A 15413-nucleotide genomic window follows, 5' to 3' on the forward strand; every position below is an offset into this window, starting at 1 on the left:
GCGCACGACGCCGCCGCGGCGCCGCCGCTCGGCTATGCGCTGGCGCAGCTGCACGGCATCTACATCCTCAGCCAGTGCGCCGACGGCATGGTGGTGGTGGACATGCACGCGGCGCACGAACGCATCGGCTACGAAAAACTGAAGAGCGCGCACGACAGCGAGGGCCTGCGGACCCAGCCGCTGCTGGTGCCGCAGACCGTGGCGGTCTCCGAGCGCGAGGCCGAGGTGGCCGAGCGCGAGGCGACGACGCTGGCCGAACTCGGCTTCGAGGTCACCCGCGCCGGGCCGCAGTCGCTGCTGCTGCGCGCGGTGCCGGCGCTGCTCGCCGAGGGCGACACCGAGGCGCTGCTGCGCGACGTGCTGGCCGACCTGCGCGAGCACGGCGAGAGCCGCCGCGTCGCCGGCGCGCGCGACGCGCTGCTTTCGACCATGGCCTGCCACGGCGCGGTGCGCGCCAACCGCCGGCTCACGGTGCCGGAAATGAACGCCCTGCTCCGGCAGATGGAGGAGACGGAGCGTTCCGGGCAATGCAATCATGGGCGTCCGACCTGGGCGCGTTTCGGCTTGGCGGAAATCGATCGCTGGTTCATGCGGGGGCGTTGAAATGGGAATGAACGGAAAGTCTGTATGGATGACCGTGGCGCTTGCCGCGCTGGTGGCCGGCTGCGGGCGTAGCCCGCAGAGTCCGGAGGATGCCGCGGCGATGGCAGGCGCGGGGACGTCGGTCGAGACCGAGGACGTCGCAGCGGTGCCGGGCGCCGACCCGGCATTCGTGCGCGAGCAGGAAGCCTGGCGCGAACAGCGCCGCGAGCGCCTGCTGGCGCCGGACGGCTGGACCGGCCTGGTCGGACTGCACTGGATCGAACTCAAGGCGCACTACATCGGCAGCGCCAGCGGCCTGCGCCTGGCCAAGGGGCCGCCGCGGATCGGCCTGCTCCAGCAGGAAGGCCGGCGCCTGTACTTCACTCCCGAGAAGGACGTGGAGCTGACCCTCGACGGGGAACCGCTGACCAGCCGCGCCGAACTGCACGACGACCGCAGCGAGACGCCCAGCACGCTCGGCTTCGATGAAGGCAAGGGCGAGATCACGGTGATCGCGCGCGGCGGCCGCCGGGCCCTGCGGGTGCGCCACGACGAGGCCGAGGGGCGCACCGGCTTCACCGGACTCGACTACTGGCCGATGGACCCGGACTGGCGCGTGCAGGGCCGGTTCGTAGAGCATCCGCCGGGCAGGACGATCGAGATCGCCAACATCATCGGCATCGTCGAGGCGCAGCCGAACCCCGGCGTGGTGGAGTTCGAGCGCGACGGCCAGCAGTACCGGCTGGAGGCGCTGGAGGACGAGGACGGCGGGCTGTTCCTGGTGCTGGCCGACCGTACCAACGGCCAGGGCAGCTACGGCGCCGGCCGCTATCTCGACGCCGACGCGCCCGACGCCCAGGGCAACGTGACGCTCGACTTCAACCGCACCTACAATCCGCCGTGCGCGTTCACCGCCTACGCCACCTGCCCGCTGCCTCCGGAGGCGAACCGCCTGGACCTGCGCATCACCGCCGGCGAGAAGGCCTACGCCGGGCCCGTCATCTGATCCCACGCAAAGCAAGGACGTCGTCATGCGCCTGTCGAAACGAATCCCGCTCAAGCCGCTGCTGCTGGCCGCGTTCGCCATCGCCCTGGTCGGCGGCGTGCATGCCGAAAAGCCCGGTGCCGCGCCCGCCGCGCCGCCCGCCGCCGCCGCACCGCCGGTCCCGCTGTTGTGGAAGGTCTCCGACGGCGACAGCGCGGTCTACCTGCTGGGCTCGTTCCACCTGCTCAAGCCGGGCGACTACCCGCTGTCGGCCGACGTCGACGCCGCGTTCGACGACGTCGAGCGGCTGGTGTTCGAGATCCCGCCGGAAGAGATGAACTCGCCGACCCTCGGCATGAAGATGGGCCAGGCGGCGATGCGCACCGACGGCACCCAGCTCGACAGCGAACTGCCGGCCGGCACCGCCGCCGAGCTCCAGGCGTGGCTGGCGTCCAATGCCGCCAGCCTGCAGAAGATGCAGCTCACCCCGCAGGTGCTGCAGATGTTCGAGCCCTGGTTCGTGGCGCTGATGGTCACCATCACCGAGATGACCAACCACGGCCTCGACCCCGCCCTGGGCCTGGATGCGCACCTGGCCAAGCGCGCCGCCGAGGCCGGCAAGCCCACCTCCGGCCTGGAGACCGGCGAGCAGCAGATCGCCTTCCTCGACGGCATGGATCGCAAGGAGCAGCTGCAGTTCCTGCAGGAGTCGCTCAAGGCCACCGGCGACAAGGGCCGCGAGGAGATCGAGACCCTGCACAAGGCCTGGCGCGACGGCGACGCCCAGGGCATGTGGGACGGCATGGCCGCGAAAATGCGCGCGCAGTTCCCGGAGCTGTATCGCCGCATCAACGTCGAGCGCAACGACGCCTGGGTGCCGAAGGTCGAGGCGATGCTGGGCGAGGACGGCAACGCCCTGGTCGTGGTGGGGGCGCTGCACCTGCTCGGCGAGGACGGCGTAGTCGCCAAGCTCGAGGCGAAGGGCCTCGAGGTGGAGCGGATCTGCTCGGCCTGCCGCTGAGCCGGCGCACGATGGCGTGGCCGGCCGGGCCGTCCTTGTAGGAGCGGCCCATGGCCGCGAAAGGCGGCGCGGCTGGAAACGCCTGGAATCACCGCCGACTCATCGGCATCGCCCGGAATCGCCGCCACCCCGGCCGGAACCACCCCCGGCCGTCGCGGCCATGGGCCGCTCCTACGGGAGGTCCGTCGTGGGCGCCGGCGCCGTCATCACGATGCAGTCGACCGGGCAGGCGGGCAGGCACAGCTCGCAGCCGGTGCACAGCGGCTCGAGGACGGTGTGCATGGCCTTCGCGCCGCCGATGATGGCGTCGACGGGGCAGGCCTGGATGCACTTGGTGCAGCCGATGCAGTCGGCCTCGACGACCAGGGCCACCGCGGGCGCGGGATGGTGCGCGCCGCGCGCGCGGTCGTAGGGCCGCGGCGCGCGGCCGAGCAGCAGCGCCAGCGCGCGCGCGCCGGCGTCGCCGCCGGGCGGACAGCGGTCGATGTCCACCTCGCCGGCGGCCAGGGCCTCCGCGTACGGACGGCAGCCGTCGAAGCCGCACTGTCCACACTGGGTCTGCGGCAGCAGACGGTCGATGCGCTCGACGATGTCGGCGCCGCCGGTCACGTCCCCCGCCCGGTCACCGCACCGGCATGCCCGGCTGCGCGCCTTCGTCGGCATGCAGCAGGGCCAGCGCGCCGGCGTCGAAGCCGGCCGAGAGGATCATGCCCTCGCTCAGCCCGAAGCGCATCTTGCGCGGCGCCAGGTTGGCGATGAACACGACGTTGCGGCCGACGAGCCTCTCGGGCTCGCCGTAGCTGGCGCGGATGCCGGAGAAGATCTGGCGCCGGCCGAGCTCGCCGGCGTCGAGTTCGAAGCGCAGCAACTTGTCCGAACCCTCCACGAACTCGCAGGCCAGCACCCGGCCGACGCGCAGATCGAGCTTCGCGAAATCGTCGATGCCCACGACTCCGCCGGACTGGGGGACCGCTTCGGCGGTTGCCGTCCTGCCCCCGCCCTGGGCTGCTGCCTTGGCGGAGGCCGCCTCGTCGCCGCCGGCCTGCTTCGCGGCCGCAGTCGCAGCGCCGGCGGGGCCGGCCGAGAGGGTGTCCTTGCTCGCTTCGGTCATGGCGTCGATCTGCTTCGGGTCGAGTCGGGTGAACAGCGGCGCGTAGGGCCGGATGGCGTGGTCCAGAAGCGGTGCATCCAGGTCCTGCCAGCGCGCCATCGGCGCGGCCAGGAACGACTCCACCTGCGCCGCCAGCGCCGGCAGCACCGGGCGCAGCGCCGCGGCCAGCACCCGGAACAGGTTCAGGCCCTGGGTGCAGACCGCCTGCAGCTCGGCATCGGCGCCGGACTGCTTGGCGATCACCCAGGGTTTCTTCTCGTCGACGTAGCGGTTGGCCTCGTCGGCCAGGGCCATCGCCATGCGCAGCACCGCCGCCGGGTCGTTGCGTTCATAGGCCTCGCGCATCGGCGCCAGGCCGGCGACGAACCGCGCGTACATGTCCGGTTCGGGCAGCGCCGCCGCCAGGCGCCCGTCGAAACGCTTGCCGATGAAGCCGGCGCAGCGGCTGGCGAGGTTGACGAACTTGCCGACCAGGTCGGCGTTGACCCGGGCGACGAAATCCGAGAGGTTCAGGTCGAGATCGTCGACGCCGCCCGAGGACTTGGCGGCGTAGTAGTAGCGCAGCGCCTCGGGGTGCAGCCCGCAGTCGAGATAGGTACGCGCCATCACGAAGGTGCCGCGCGATTTCGACATCTTGGCGCCGTCGACGGTGAGATAGCCGTTGACGTGCAGCCGCGTCGGCGCGCGGAAGCCGGCGCCGTGCAGCACCGCCGGCCAGAACAGGCCGTGGAAGTTCACGATGTCCTTGCCGATGAAGTGGTGCAGTTCGGCGGCGCTGTCCGGTGCCAGGTAGTCGAAGAAATTCAGCCCCTCGCGCTCGCACAGCGCCTGGAAGCTGCTGAGGTAGCCGATCGGCGCGTCCAGCCACACGTACAGGAACTTGCCCGGGTGGCCCGGGATCTGGAAACCGAAGTACGGCGCGTCGCGGGAGATGTCCCAGGCGCGCAGCCCGCCCTCGCCGTCGAGCCACTCCCTGAGCTTGGCCTTGACGCCGTCGGGCGCCACGTCGCCGCGCAGCCACTGGCGCAGGAACGCTTCGAACCCGCCGACCTCGAAGAAGAAGTGTTCCGACTCGCGCAGTTCCGGGGTGGCGCCGGACAGCACCGAGCGCGCCTCCTTCAGGTCGGTCGGCGCGTAGGTGGCGCCGCAGTGCTCGCAGTTGTCGCCGTACTGGTCGGGCGTGCCGCAGTTGGGGCAGATGCCCTTGATGTAGCGGTCCGGCAGGAACATGCCCTTGGCCGGGTCGTAGAACTGCTCCACCGCCCGCCGCGAGATGTGGCCGTTGTGCTCGAGCTTGCCGTAGACCGCCTCGGTGAGCGCGCGGTGGCGCGCCGAGTGCGTCGAATCGTAGTGGTCGAACGCCACGCCGAACGCGGCGAAGTCGCGCTCGTGCTCCGCCTGCACCGCGGCGATGAAGGCCTCCGGGGTGGTGCCGGCCTTCTCGGCGGCCAGCATGATCGGGGTGCCGTGGGTGTCGTCGGCGCAGACGAAGTGCGCGGTCTCGCCGGCCATGCGCCGCGCCCGCACCCAGATGTCGGCCTGGATGTAGCCCACCAGGTGGCCCAGGTGCAGCGGACCGTTGGCGTAGGGCAGGGCGGTGGTGACGATCGCGGTGCGGGACATGGCGGCCGGCGCTGGGACGGCCGGCGATTATCGCATGGCCGCCGCGGCCTCCAGCCGCCGCCCTGGGCAACGGCGGCGGGCTCGCGTCGCGCCGGCCGCGAACGCGAACGGCCCGGCGATTGCCGGGCCGTTCGGGGGTTTCAGCGCCGTCGCGCCGTCACTCGCGCTGCCACACCTGCTCGCGGCAGATGAAGGCCACGCAGCCGGACACGCCGAGCCGGTTGGGATCGATCAGCTGCGCCTTGGAGCGGTAGGTCTTGCCCTTGGCCGGATCGAGGATGGTGCCGCCCGACCAGGCCTGGCCATCGGGCTTGAGGTCCCAGAGGATCGTCATGCCCTCGATCGGCTGGTCCTTGCGCTCGCCGCTGCACTTGTCGCAGGTCGGGTTCGGGCCGCGGTCGGACTGCAGGACCTCCACCACCCGGCCCGACAGCGTGCCGTCGGCGGCCTGGGTGATCTCGACGATGGACTTGGGCTTGCCGGTCTCGTCGTCGATGGTCTTCCAGCGGCCCGCGGGGCCGTCCTGGGCGCCGGCGATCAGCGGCAGCGCCGCGAGCACCACGAATGCGATTGAACGTATGGACATGATTCCCTCCGAAATGATCAGTCGTTCCGGCCCCGGGCCGGCGGCAGGTCAGCGCCTTTATAACCGATCGCAGCGGCGGCCGGCCCGCGTGCGCGCCGTCCGTTCATGCGCCGGCGCAGGGTCCGGCCCGGGGCGCGGAGTAGACTGTCGGCATGACAACGCAAGACCCACCCAGACGCGCCCACGCCCATGCCGTCCAGGGCACCCTCAAGCCGCTGCCGCGGGTCCGCAACATCATCGCCATCGGCTCGGGCAAGGGCGGGGTGGGCAAGTCCACCACCGCGGTGAACCTGGCCCTGGCGCTGGCCGGGGACGGCGCGCGGGTCGGGGTGCTCGATGCCGACGTGTACGGGCCGAGCATCCCGACCATGCTGGGCCTGTCCGGCCGGCCCGACAGCCCCGACGGCAAGTCGATCGTGCCGATGCGCGCGCACGGCATCGAGGCGATGTCGATCGGGCTGCTGGTGGAGCAGGACACGCCGATGATCTGGCGCGGGCCGATGGCGACCTCCGCGTTGACGCAGCTGCTCAACGAAACCCTGTGGGGCGGCGACGAAGGCCTCGACTACCTCATCGTCGACCTGCCGCCGGGCACCGGCGACATCCAGCTCACCCTGGCGCAGAAGATCCCGGTGGCCGGCGCGGTCATCGTCACCACCCCGCAGGACGTCGCCACGCTGGATGCGCGCAAGGCGCTGAAGATGTTCCAGAAGGTGGACGTCGCGGTGCTCGGGCTGATCGAGAACATGGCCCAGCACGTCTGCACCAGCTGCGGCCACGTCGAGCACCTGTTCGGCCAGGGCGGCGGCGAGCGCATGGCGGAGCAGTACGGCGTGCCGCTGCTCGGTTCGCTGCCGCTGGAAGGCGGCATCCGCGAGCAGGGCGATGCCGGGGTGCCGGTGGTCGCCGCGCAGCCGGACTCGGTCGCGGCGCAGGCCTATCGCGATACCGCGCAGCGGCTGGTGGAGGCGTTGGCCAGGCGCCCACGCGCGTCGATGCCGATCTCGGCCTCGCTGGTGTGAGCGAGACCCCGGGCTGTCGGCTGCCCGGTCGCGCGCTGTCGACGATCGTGCGCGCGCGGCCACCCTTTCGCGTCCGCGCCGGATGCGCGCCAGTACGGGCAAGGTGGGGCCACTCGTGAAGCACCGGGCTGGCGCGTGGCTGCTCGCGCTGGTGCTGCTGGCGCCCTTTGCGGCTGCGGCCGGCCATACCCGCCTGGCCGCGGCGGCCGAGGCGCAGGTCGGTGTCACCCTGCACTACGACCCGGCCTACGCCCGCCTCGACTTCCCCGGTGGCGACGTGCCGGCCGATCGCGGCGTATGTACCGACGTGGTGGTGCGCGCGCTGCGCAGCGCCGTCGGTGCCGACCTGCAGGCGCTGGTGCACCAGGACATGCGCGACGCGTTCCACGCCTATCCCGCCCACTGGGGGCTGCGCGGGCCCGACCGCAACATCGACCATCGCCGGGTCCCGAACCTGGAAACCTTCCTGCAGCGCCGCGGACTGGCGCTGCCGCGTTCGGACGATCCGGCCGACTACCGCGCCGGCGACATCGTCAGCTGGCGCCTGCCCAACGGCCTGCCGCACATCGGCATCGTCGCCCGCCGCCGCGGCGCCCATGGCCGCCTGCTGGTGGTGCACAACATCGGCGCCGGCGCGCGGATGGAGGACGTGCTGTTCGCCTGGCCGGTGCAGGGCCACTACCGCTGGCCGGCCGGGGAACCGTAGCGGGGCGGCAGGTGCCGAAGTGGCCGCGTCCGCGCGGCTCTGGGTGAGCAGACAGGCCGCGCCCGCAGCGGACGGGATGAAGGGCGGCGCCGTCGCCCCTACAATACGGGCCCCTCCCGCAGCAGCCCGGACCCCAACGCATGAGCATCAAGAGCGACCTCTGGATCCGGCGCATGGCCGAGAACGGCGGCATGATCGAGCCGTTCGAGCCGGGGCAGGTGAAGCACGCCGCCGACGGCCACCGCATCGTCAGCTACGGCACCTCCAGCTACGGCTACGACGTGCGCTGTTCGCGCGAGTTCAAGGTATTCACCAACATCAACTCGACGATCGTCGATCCCAAGGCCTTCGACCCCGGCAGCTTCGTCGACGTCGAGGCCGACCAGTGCATCATCCCGCCGAACTCGTTCGCGCTCGCGCGCACCGTCGAGTACTTCCGCATCCCGCGCGACGTGCTGGTGGTGTGCCTGGGCAAGAGCACCTACGCGCGCTGCGGCATCATCGTCAACGTCACCCCGCTCGAGCCGGAGTGGGAGGGCCACGTGACCCTCGAGTTCAGCAACACCACCCCGCTGCCGGCGCGCATCTATGCCAACGAGGGCGTGGCGCAGATGCTGTTCTTCCAGTCCGACGAGGTCTGCGAGACCTCCTACAAGGACCGCGGCGGCAAATACCAGGGCCAGCGCGGCGTCACTCTGCCGCGTACCTGAGGCCAGTCCGCGTCGCCCGCCAGCCCGTACCGCCACCGTCGCGAAGCATCCCGTCGGAGCGTGCCTTGCACGCGAAGCCGGTGGGGTCGCCGCTACGATTGGCGTCGGATACCGTAGAGCGGAGCTTGCTCCGCTGCCGTCGGCTCCGGGGCGCGTGCAGCCGAGCAAGCTCGGCTCTACTAGTGCTCCGCGCCGGCGCTGATCTCCAGATCGGCTTCGGTCGTCAATGCGGTACGCACCGCCACTCGCAGCCCCGCCGTCACAGTCTCGACCGCCATGCACGGCGCGCCGGGGTGCCGGGACGCCTGCGCCGGCGAATACGGGATGTGGACGAATCCGCCGCGCACCCGCCCGCGTCGCAGCGCGTGCATCAAGCCGTAGAACACGTGATTGCAGACGTAGGTGCCGGCGCTCTGGGAGACCTCGGCGGGGATGCCGGCATCGCGCAGCGCCGCCAGCATCGCCTTGATCGGCAGGGTGGCGAAATATGCGGCCGGCCCGCCCGCCACCACCGCACGGTCGACCGGCTGCGCGCCGGCATTGTCGGCGATGCGGGCGTCGTCGACGTTGATCGCCACACGCTCCAGCGACAGGCGCGGGCGGCCGCCGGCCTGGCCCACGCACAGCACCAGTGCCGGTGCGGCCTGCCGCAGCGCCTCGCGCAACGCCCGCACCGAGGCTCCGAACTCGACCGGCAGCTCGCGTGCCACCACGCGGTGCCCGGCGATGCGTGCGCCGTGCAGCGCCGAAACCGCCTGCCAGCTGGGGTTGACCGCCTCGCCGCCGAACGGCGCGAAGCCGGTCAGCAGCACGGTCGGCACGCTGCGGGTCGACCGCGTGGCCATCAGGCGAGCCCGCTGAGCCAGGTCGGCGGCCGCGGGTCGGCGCATGCAGTGGTCCGCGTCGGCAGCACCGTTGCCTTGCGCACGGGGAGAACGGCCATCACCGAGAGGCGTTCGACCCCCGTAGGAGCGTGCCATGCACGCGAACGCCGGCGCCGCCGGCGATCCCGCGGAAGTCTGCTGCGGACGAGTAGAGGCATCGCCATCACCGGAACACGATGAAGTACATCAGCAGCACGTTGCAAGCCAGCAGCGGCAGCGCGGTCGCCACCTGCTGGCGAATCACCGCGTACGGATCCTTCAGCTCCAGCAGCGCCGCCGGCACCAGGTTGAAGTTGGCCGCCATCGGCGTGAGCAGGGTGCCGCAATAGCCCGACAGCATGCCGATGGCCGCCAGCGAGGCGGCGTCCGCGCCGTGCACGCCGACCAGCAGCGGCAGCGCGATGCCGCCGGTCATCACCGGGAACGCGGCGAAGGCGTTGCCCATGATCATCGTGAACAGCGCCATCCCCAGCGCGTAGGCCAGCACCACCACGAAGCGGTTCTCCACCGGGATCACCGCGCCCACCACGCCGGCCACCGCCTCGCCCACGCCGGCCGCGGCGAACACGCTGCCCAGCGTCGCCAGCAGCAGCGGCAGCAGCGCGGCCCAGCCGATCGCGTCGATCAGGCGCCGCGACTGCTCGATCGCGGATACCGGCGACTGCCGCGTCAGCCGGCACGCCGCCGCCGTCGCCAGCACGCAGGCCACGCCTAGGCCGACCAGGGTGGTCAGCTGGGCGCCGAACAGCCGCCTGCCGGCGAGCTCCACGTCGGCCAGCACCACCGCCACCAGCACCGTGACCAGCGGGATCAGCAGTGCCGGCCAGAACAGCCGGTTGCCCAGGCGCAGCGCCTCGGTGCGCTTCTCTTCGGGCGAACTCTCGCGGTAGCGGCCGCGGCTCAGGCCGCCGAAGCCCGCCAGCATCGCCAGCGCCACCACCACCGCGCCCACCACCGCGGGCGGAAGGCGCTCGGCCACCAGCAACATCGCGCCCAGCAGGCCCCAGAACAGCGCGGTGGTGCGGCGGCGCGGATTGCCGCGGTCGCGCCAGCCGAGCACGGCCACCGTCGCCAGGTAGAGGCCGGTGAGCCAGTAGACCCACTGCAGCGTGATCACGATGCGGGCCCCCCGGCGGCAGGCTCGGGGTCGGGATCGGCAGCGCCGGCGGCTGAAGCAGCGCTTGCCGGGGCCGCGGTCCCGGCGGGGTCCGCCGTATTCCAGCTCGCGGGGCCGGCATCGCCGCTGCTGGCGATGTCCGCGGCGCGTCCGGCGGCACCCGTATCGACGCCGACGCCAATCGCTTCAGCGGTGTCCCCGCCTGCGCCCCCCGCCTGCAGCCGGGCCGCCTCGCGCGCCAGCCTGCCGTCCAGCCGCGACAGCCGCGCGCCGTGGATCGCGAACGCGCACAGCGCGGTGGGTATGCCCCACAGCGCGATGTGCAGCGGCTCCAGCACGATGCCGTTCTCCGCGAAGAAGCCCTGCATCAGCAGCACCGCGCCGAAGGCGATGAAGATGTCCTCGCCGAAGAACAGGCCGACGTTGTCGGTGGCCGCCGACAGCGCTTTCAGGCGCTCGCGTTCGGCTTCCGGGAGCCTGCCGTTGCGCGCCTCCGCGGCGCCCTCCGCCATCGGCGAGAGCAGCGGCCGCACCGTCTGCGGATGGCCGCCCAGGCTGTTGAGGCCCAGCGCGGCGGTGAGCTGGCGCGCGGCCAGGTACACGATTAGCAGACGCCCGGCGGTGGCGCCGCGCAGCGTCGCGATCCAGGCCTGGGCGCGCTCCTTCAGCCCGTGCCGCTCCAGCAGCCCGATCACCGGCAGGGTGAGCAGGAAGATCGCCAGGTAGCGCTGTTTGGTGAAGGCCTCGCCCAGCAGCTCCAGCACCGCGACCGGCGTGTAGCCGGCCACCAGGCCGGTCACCACACCGGCACCGACGACGACCAGCGCCGGGTTCATCCGCAGCGCGAATCCCAGCACCACCAGGGCGACGCCGATGAGGGGCCAGTAACTCATTCGGATTGCTCGCTGTGGGGTGGCTGGGTCATGGGTATGTCACCGGGGCCGGAGAGCGGCCGGAAGCAAGGTCTGTCCGCCGGCGTTGCGACTTCCGTCGCACCCACAGGGGGGGCGGACCGGGGCGGGGTGGATCTGCGTGCCTCACGCGTGCGGGGCCATGACCGAGACGCCCTCCGCCTCGAGCGCCGCGCGCAGGCGGCGCGCGAAAGCGGCGGCGCCGGGGCGGTCGCCGTGCAGGCACAGGGTGTCGGCGCGGACCGGCACGCGGCTGCCGTCCGCAGCCACCACCACGCCTTCGCGCAACATCGTGCGGACCTGCGCGATCGCCGCATCCAGGTCGAGCTCCGCGCCGGGCAGCCCTCGCGCCAGCAGCCGCCCATCGGCGTCGTAGCCGCGCTCGGCGAACACCTCCTCGGCCACGCGCAGGCCAGCCTCGCGCCCGGCACGTGCCAGCGCCGAACCGGCGAGCGCATACAGCACCAGCGTATCGTCCAGCGCCCGCACCGCGCCGACGATGGCGGCGGCCACCGCCGCGTCGCGAGCGGCGAGGTTGTACAGCGCGCCGTGCGGCTTGACGTGGTGCAGCCGCGCGCCGGCTGGGTCGCAGACGCGCTGCAGCGCCGCCGTCTGGCGCCCGACCAGCGCGGCGATTTCTGCCGGCGCCAGCGTCTGCTCGCGGCGCCCGAAATGCTCCCGGTCCTCGAACGAAGGATGCGCGCCCACCGCCACGCCGTGGCGCAGGCACAGCGCCACCGTCGCCCCCATCGTGTCCTCGTCGCCGGCGTGACCGCCGCAGGCGATGCTGGCCGAGCTGATGTACGGCGCGATCGCCGGGTCGTCGCCGCAGCCCTCGCCCATGTCGCAGTTGAAGTCGATGCGCCTGGTCATCGCTGCCGTGCCTCGTCGGGCCCGGCTCGGCGACACTCCGCCCGGACGTGGGCACGGCGGCATCGACAGGGCCGCTGCCCGACGCCTGAATTGCAATCGATGCAGCTAGCCATCGGCACTGCGCCTCGCCTGGATCGCCAGCGCGATTCTGTTCAGGCGCTGGCGCTGCGCGCAAGCCGCGGCATGCGCCTCGTCCGCGGTGCAGGGCAGGAAACCCAGCGCGTCGCCCGGCCGCAGCTGCGCCAGCCGCGGCCAGTCGGCGCGGATCGCGTGGCCGATGCGCGGGTAGCCGCCGTGGGTCTGGGCATCGGCCAGCAGCACGATCGGGTGACCGTCCGGCGGCAGCTGCACGGTGCCCGGCGCGACCGGCTCGGACACGCGCTCGCGCGTCTCGGCCAGCGCGAGCGTGTCGCCCTGCAGGCGCAGGCCCTGGCGGTTGCTGGCCGCGGCCACGCGCCAGCGGCCGCCGAACACCGCGTCGGCCGGTGCGGTGGCGTCGTGGCCCGGCAGCAGGCGGATGCGCGCGGGCAGGTCGGCGCCGACGTCGGGCGTGCCGTCGATCCACCACCGCGCGATGCGCGGCCGCGGGACGTCCGGCACCGGCGCAGCGGCGATCCCGAGCACATCGCCCCTGGCCAGCGCCCGCCCGTGCAGCCCGCCGAAGCCGCCGCGCAGGTCGGTGCTGGCGCTGCCCAGCACCGGCTCGACCGCCAGATCGCCGGCCACCGCCAGATAGGCGCGCGCGCCGCTGCGGCAGGGGCCCAGCGACAACATGCAGCCGGCCGGCAGCAGCACCGGCCGCCAGCCGGGAATGGCATGGCCGTCGGCCTCGGCGTCGATGGCCGCGCCGCACAGCGCGATCCGCACCGGATGGGTGAAGCGCAGCCGCGGTCCCGCCAGGGCGATCTCCAGCGCCGCGGCACCGGACGCATTGCCGACCAGCAGGTTGGCGACCGCATGCGAGTACGCATCCAGCGCCCCGGCGCCGGCCACGCCGAGATGGCGGTAGCCGTTGCGGGCTGCGCCTTGCACGGTGGTCGCCAGGCCCGGCGCCAGCACCTCCAGGGTCGCGGCAGGGGCCTGGTCGTGGTCGGGGAGCGCGGCTGGCGAGTGCATGCGCTGCGGCGCGTCGGCGGTCGATGCGCCCGCATCGGCGGCGAGCGTCGGTTCGGTCCCGTCCTCCACCGGTACGAAGCGTACGCGCTGGCCGGGGGTCAACAGCGACGGCGGCGATCGCGCCGGGTCGAACAGCCGCAGCGGGGTGCTGCCGACGATGCGCCAGCCGCCCGGGCTCTCGCGCGGGTAGACGCCGGTCTGCGCGCCGCCGATCGCCACGCTGCCGGCGGGGATGCGGGTGCGCGGCGTATCCATGCGCGGCATCGCCAGGCGCGGATCGAGTCCGAGCAGGTAAGGGAAGCCCGGCGCGAAGCCCAGCATCGCCACGCGGTATTCGGCCGCGGCATGGGCGGCGACGGTGTCTTCCGGCGACAGGCCGGCGTGCGCGGCGACGTCGGCCAGGTCGGGGCCGTGGGGCCCGCCGTAGAGGACCGGGATCTCCACCGCTTCCCCGTCGTCGCCCGCGCGGAGTTCGGTGTCGTCCATGACCCCGACGGATGCGATGGGTCGCGCGCCGCCCAGGCGCGCACGCAGCCAGCGCTCGGCGTGCAGCAGCGGGTCGACCGCGCCGCCGCCGGCGTCGGCGGCCACGAACAGCGCCAGCGAGGCGTACCCCGGCACCACGTCCAGCAGCCAGGGCGGGCGCTGCGCAGCGATCGCCGCGGCGAGCGCGTGCACGCGGCGGTTGAGCGCGATGTCGATGCGCTCGCCGAGACGCAGCAGCAGCGCTTCCCCGCCCAGGCGTTCGACCGCGAAGCCGGTCACCCCGGCAGCGCCGCGCGCAGGCGCGCGACGCGTTCGACCAGGGCCTCGGGCGTGTACGGCCGTGCCGCCACCCGGCCCCAGACCGGTGCCGGCCAGGCCGGATCGTCCTCGAAGCGGGCGATCGCATGCACGTGCAGCTGCGGCACCAGGTTGCCGAGCGCGGCCACGTTGAGCTTGTGCGGGCGGACCACGTCGCGCAGCAGGCGCGAGGCGAGGTCGATCTCCTCCACCAGCGCGCTGCGCTGCTCCGGCGCCAGGTCGATCAGCTCGCGCGCGCCGGCCACGCGCGGCACCAGCACCAGCCACGGATAGTTGGCATCGTCCATCAGCCGCAGCTCGCACAGCGGCAGCGAGGCCAGCGGATGGGTGTCGCCGGCCAGGCGCGGGTCCATGGCGAAGCGGGCCGGGGCGCGTGCGTGCTTCATGGGGTCCTCCAGGCGGCGGCATCGGCGCTGGTCGTCCACGGCGACGACGACCGGATCGCGCCGGTCGATACTTCGGCGCGCGCATCGGCCCCGTCGCGATCGCGCGCGCGAGGCGAGACCGGAGCCAGGCGGCGCGGCGCGAAGCCGGCGCGGCGCGGATCGTGGGGGCGAGCGGCGCTCACGCCAGCGCCTGCTCGAGGAACGTCAGGGTGCGCCGGTGCGCCAGCGCGGCGCTGGCGGCGTGGTAGTGGCGCGGGTCGACGTCGCGGTTGAAGCCGTGCCCGGCGCCCTCGTAGACGTGGATCTGCGCATCGGGCAGGCGCTGCCGGTGCGCTGCGATGTCCTGCGAAGCAATGGACGCGTCGTCGGCGCCGAAATGCAGCAGCATCGGCGCCCGCAGCAGTTCATCCAGGAACGGTACCGTGCGCGCGCCGTAGTAGCTCACCGCCGGCAGGCCGAGGCGGGTATTGGCCAGGAACGCCACGCTGCCGCCCCAGCAGAAGCCGATCGCGGCGGTCTTGTGGCCTTCGCCCTGCAGCACCGCGGCGGCCGCCGACACCAGCTGTACCGCGCGGTCGAAGCCCAGCGCCGTGGCCAGCTCGCGGCCGTGGGCGAAACCGTTCTCGCCGTAGTCCAGCTCGACGTTGCGCTCGACCGGGTCGTACAGCGCAGGCGCCAGCGCCACGTAGCCTTCCGCCGCGTAGCGCTCCACCACGCTGCGCATGTGCGCGTTGACGCCGAAGATCTCCTGGATCACCACCAGCCCGCCCAGCGGCGCCCCGTGCGGCGGATCGGCGCGCCAGCCGCCGACCGTTCCGTGCGCTGTGGAGATGGCGATGTCCCGGCCCATCGGCTGATCCCGCTCGGCTGCGTCGGGTCGATTCTAGCCCTCGTTCGATAAGCCCGCGTCGACGCCGCCTCTCAGCCGCGCCGTCGCCCCCCGTAGGAGCGTGCCATGCACGCGAAAGCCGGCGTG

General features: G+C 72.9%; 16 protein-coding genes. 6 read left to right on the forward strand and 10 right to left on the reverse strand.

Annotation, left to right across the window (positions count from 1 at the left end; all coding sequences use genetic code 11):
- From H0E84_RS05810 to H0E84_RS05820, 3 genes are all read left to right on the forward strand, one after another.
- Positions 1-603, forward strand: a 603-nt coding sequence (locus H0E84_RS05810; protein ID WP_486624445.1) for a DNA mismatch repair MutL family protein, incomplete at its 5' end; no start/stop codon positions are given.
- A gap of 1 nt (position 604) precedes the next feature.
- On the forward strand, positions 605-1588 hold the full coding sequence (locus tag H0E84_RS05815) for a DUF1684 domain-containing protein (protein WP_180677696.1): 984 nt from the start codon (positions 605-607) through the stop codon (positions 1586-1588).
- Between the two features lie 25 nt (positions 1589-1613).
- On the forward strand, positions 1614-2588 hold the full coding sequence (locus H0E84_RS05820; RefSeq protein ID WP_180677697.1) for a TraB/GumN family protein: 975 nt from the start codon (positions 1614-1616) through the stop codon (positions 2586-2588).
- Positions 2589-2759: 171 nt separating this feature from the next.
- On the opposite strand, the gene rnfB is transcribed toward H0E84_RS05820, so the two are convergent.
- The 3 genes from rnfB to H0E84_RS05835 all read right to left on the reverse strand — a co-directional run bounded on the left by rnfB (position 2760) and on the right by H0E84_RS05835 (position 5908).
- Positions 2760-3197 (reverse strand): Rnf electron transport complex subunit RnfB, encoded by a 438-nt coding sequence (gene rnfB, locus H0E84_RS05825; protein ID WP_345776277.1) that lies wholly within the window; start codon positions 3195-3197, stop codon positions 2760-2762.
- A 13-nt stretch (positions 3198-3210) separates the two neighbouring features.
- Complete coding sequence (gene metG / locus H0E84_RS05830) at positions 3211-5322, reverse strand: methionine--tRNA ligase (RefSeq protein WP_180677699.1); 2112 nt, start codon at positions 5320-5322, stop codon at positions 3211-3213.
- Positions 5323-5479: 157 nt separating this feature from the next.
- Positions 5480-5908 (reverse strand): DUF2147 domain-containing protein, encoded by a 429-nt coding sequence (locus H0E84_RS05835; RefSeq protein ID WP_180677700.1) that lies wholly within the window; start codon positions 5906-5908, stop codon positions 5480-5482.
- Between the two features lie 152 nt (positions 5909-6060).
- Here H0E84_RS05835 and apbC point away from each other — a divergent pair, with 152 nt between their 5' ends.
- The 3 genes from apbC to dcd all read left to right on the forward strand — a co-directional run bounded on the left by apbC (position 6061) and on the right by dcd (position 8346).
- On the forward strand, positions 6061-6930 hold the full coding sequence (apbC, locus tag H0E84_RS05840; protein ID WP_180677701.1) for an iron-sulfur cluster carrier protein ApbC: 870 nt from the start codon (positions 6061-6063) through the stop codon (positions 6928-6930).
- Positions 6931-7069: 139 nt separating this feature from the next.
- On the forward strand, positions 7070-7636 hold the full coding sequence (locus H0E84_RS05845; protein ID WP_257644094.1) for a DUF1287 domain-containing protein: 567 nt from the start codon (positions 7070-7072) through the stop codon (positions 7634-7636).
- A 140-nt stretch (positions 7637-7776) separates the two neighbouring features.
- Entirely contained in the window at positions 7777-8346 is a 570-nt protein-coding gene (gene dcd / locus H0E84_RS05850) for a dCTP deaminase (RefSeq protein WP_180677703.1), read from the forward strand.
- A gap of 179 nt (positions 8347-8525) precedes the next feature.
- Here the strand turns inward: dcd and pcp are convergent, their stop codons facing one another.
- From pcp to H0E84_RS05885, 7 genes are all read right to left on the reverse strand, one after another.
- A complete protein-coding gene (pcp, locus tag H0E84_RS05855; RefSeq protein WP_257644093.1) occupies positions 8526-9236 on the reverse strand; it encodes a pyroglutamyl-peptidase I in 711 nt (236 codons plus the stop codon).
- Between the two features lie 157 nt (positions 9237-9393).
- Positions 9394-10347 carry a DUF979 domain-containing protein gene (locus tag H0E84_RS05860; RefSeq protein WP_345776278.1) on the reverse strand — a complete coding sequence of 318 codons (954 nt, stop codon included), beginning with the start codon at positions 10345-10347 and terminating at the stop codon, positions 9394-9396.
- Positions 10344-11240 carry a DUF969 domain-containing protein gene (locus tag H0E84_RS05865; protein WP_180677704.1) on the reverse strand — a complete coding sequence of 299 codons (897 nt, stop codon included), beginning with the start codon at positions 11238-11240 and terminating at the stop codon, positions 10344-10346. The genes H0E84_RS05860 and H0E84_RS05865 overlap by 4 nt, the downstream gene beginning before the upstream one ends.
- A 144-nt stretch (positions 11241-11384) precedes the next feature.
- Positions 11385-12131 (reverse strand): 5-oxoprolinase subunit PxpA, encoded by a 747-nt coding sequence (locus tag H0E84_RS05870; RefSeq protein ID WP_180677705.1) that lies wholly within the window; start codon positions 12129-12131, stop codon positions 11385-11387.
- Positions 12132-12236: 105 nt separating this feature from the next.
- Entirely contained in the window at positions 12237-14012 is a 1776-nt protein-coding gene (gene pxpB / locus H0E84_RS05875; RefSeq protein WP_180677706.1) for a 5-oxoprolinase subunit PxpB, read from the reverse strand.
- Positions 14009-14437 carry an HIT domain-containing protein gene (locus tag H0E84_RS05880; RefSeq protein WP_180677707.1) on the reverse strand — a complete coding sequence of 143 codons (429 nt, stop codon included), beginning with the start codon at positions 14435-14437 and terminating at the stop codon, positions 14009-14011. The genes pxpB and H0E84_RS05880 overlap by 4 nt, the downstream gene beginning before the upstream one ends.
- A 178-nt stretch (positions 14438-14615) precedes the next feature.
- Entirely contained in the window at positions 14616-15287 is a 672-nt protein-coding gene (locus tag H0E84_RS05885; RefSeq protein WP_180677708.1) for a dienelactone hydrolase family protein, read from the reverse strand.
- Positions 15288-15413: the final 126 nt, after the last annotated feature.

This window comes from Luteimonas salinisoli (assembly GCF_013425525.1).
In the GTDB taxonomy this organism is placed as follows: domain Bacteria; phylum Pseudomonadota; class Gammaproteobacteria; order Xanthomonadales; family Xanthomonadaceae; genus Luteimonas; species Luteimonas salinisoli.

Excerpts from the sequence above, each read along its gene's own strand:
- H0E84_RS05880 (WP_180677707.1), bottom strand. The coding sequence starts at position 14,437 with ATGAAGCACGCACGCGCCCCGGCCCGCTTCGCCATGGACCCGCGCCTG.
- H0E84_RS05870 (WP_180677705.1), bottom strand. The coding sequence starts at position 12,131 with ATGACCAGGCGCATCGACTTCAACTGCGACATGGGCGAGGGCTGCGGC.
- H0E84_RS05835 (WP_180677700.1), bottom strand. The coding sequence starts at position 5,908 with ATGTCCATACGTTCAATCGCATTCGTGGTGCTCGCGGCGCTGCCGCTG.
- H0E84_RS05885 (WP_180677708.1), bottom strand. The coding sequence starts at position 15,287 with ATGGGCCGGGACATCGCCATCTCCACAGCGCACGGAACGGTCGGCGGC.
- H0E84_RS05865 (WP_180677704.1), bottom strand. The coding sequence starts at position 11,240 with ATGAGTTACTGGCCCCTCATCGGCGTCGCCCTGGTGGTGCTGGGATTC.
- metG (WP_180677699.1), bottom strand. The coding sequence starts at position 5,322 with ATGTCCCGCACCGCGATCGTCACCACCGCCCTGCCCTACGCCAACGGT.
- H0E84_RS05820 (WP_180677697.1), top strand. The coding sequence starts at position 1,614 with ATGCGCCTGTCGAAACGAATCCCGCTCAAGCCGCTGCTGCTGGCCGCG.
- dcd (WP_180677703.1), top strand. The coding sequence starts at position 7,777 with ATGAGCATCAAGAGCGACCTCTGGATCCGGCGCATGGCCGAGAACGGC.
- H0E84_RS05815 (WP_180677696.1), top strand. The coding sequence starts at position 605 with ATGGGAATGAACGGAAAGTCTGTATGGATGACCGTGGCGCTTGCCGCG.
- pcp (WP_257644093.1), bottom strand. The coding sequence starts at position 9,236 with ATGCGCCGACCCGCGGCCGCCGACCTGGCTCAGCGGGCTCGCCTGATG.
- apbC (WP_180677701.1), top strand. The coding sequence starts at position 6,061 with ATGACAACGCAAGACCCACCCAGACGCGCCCACGCCCATGCCGTCCAG.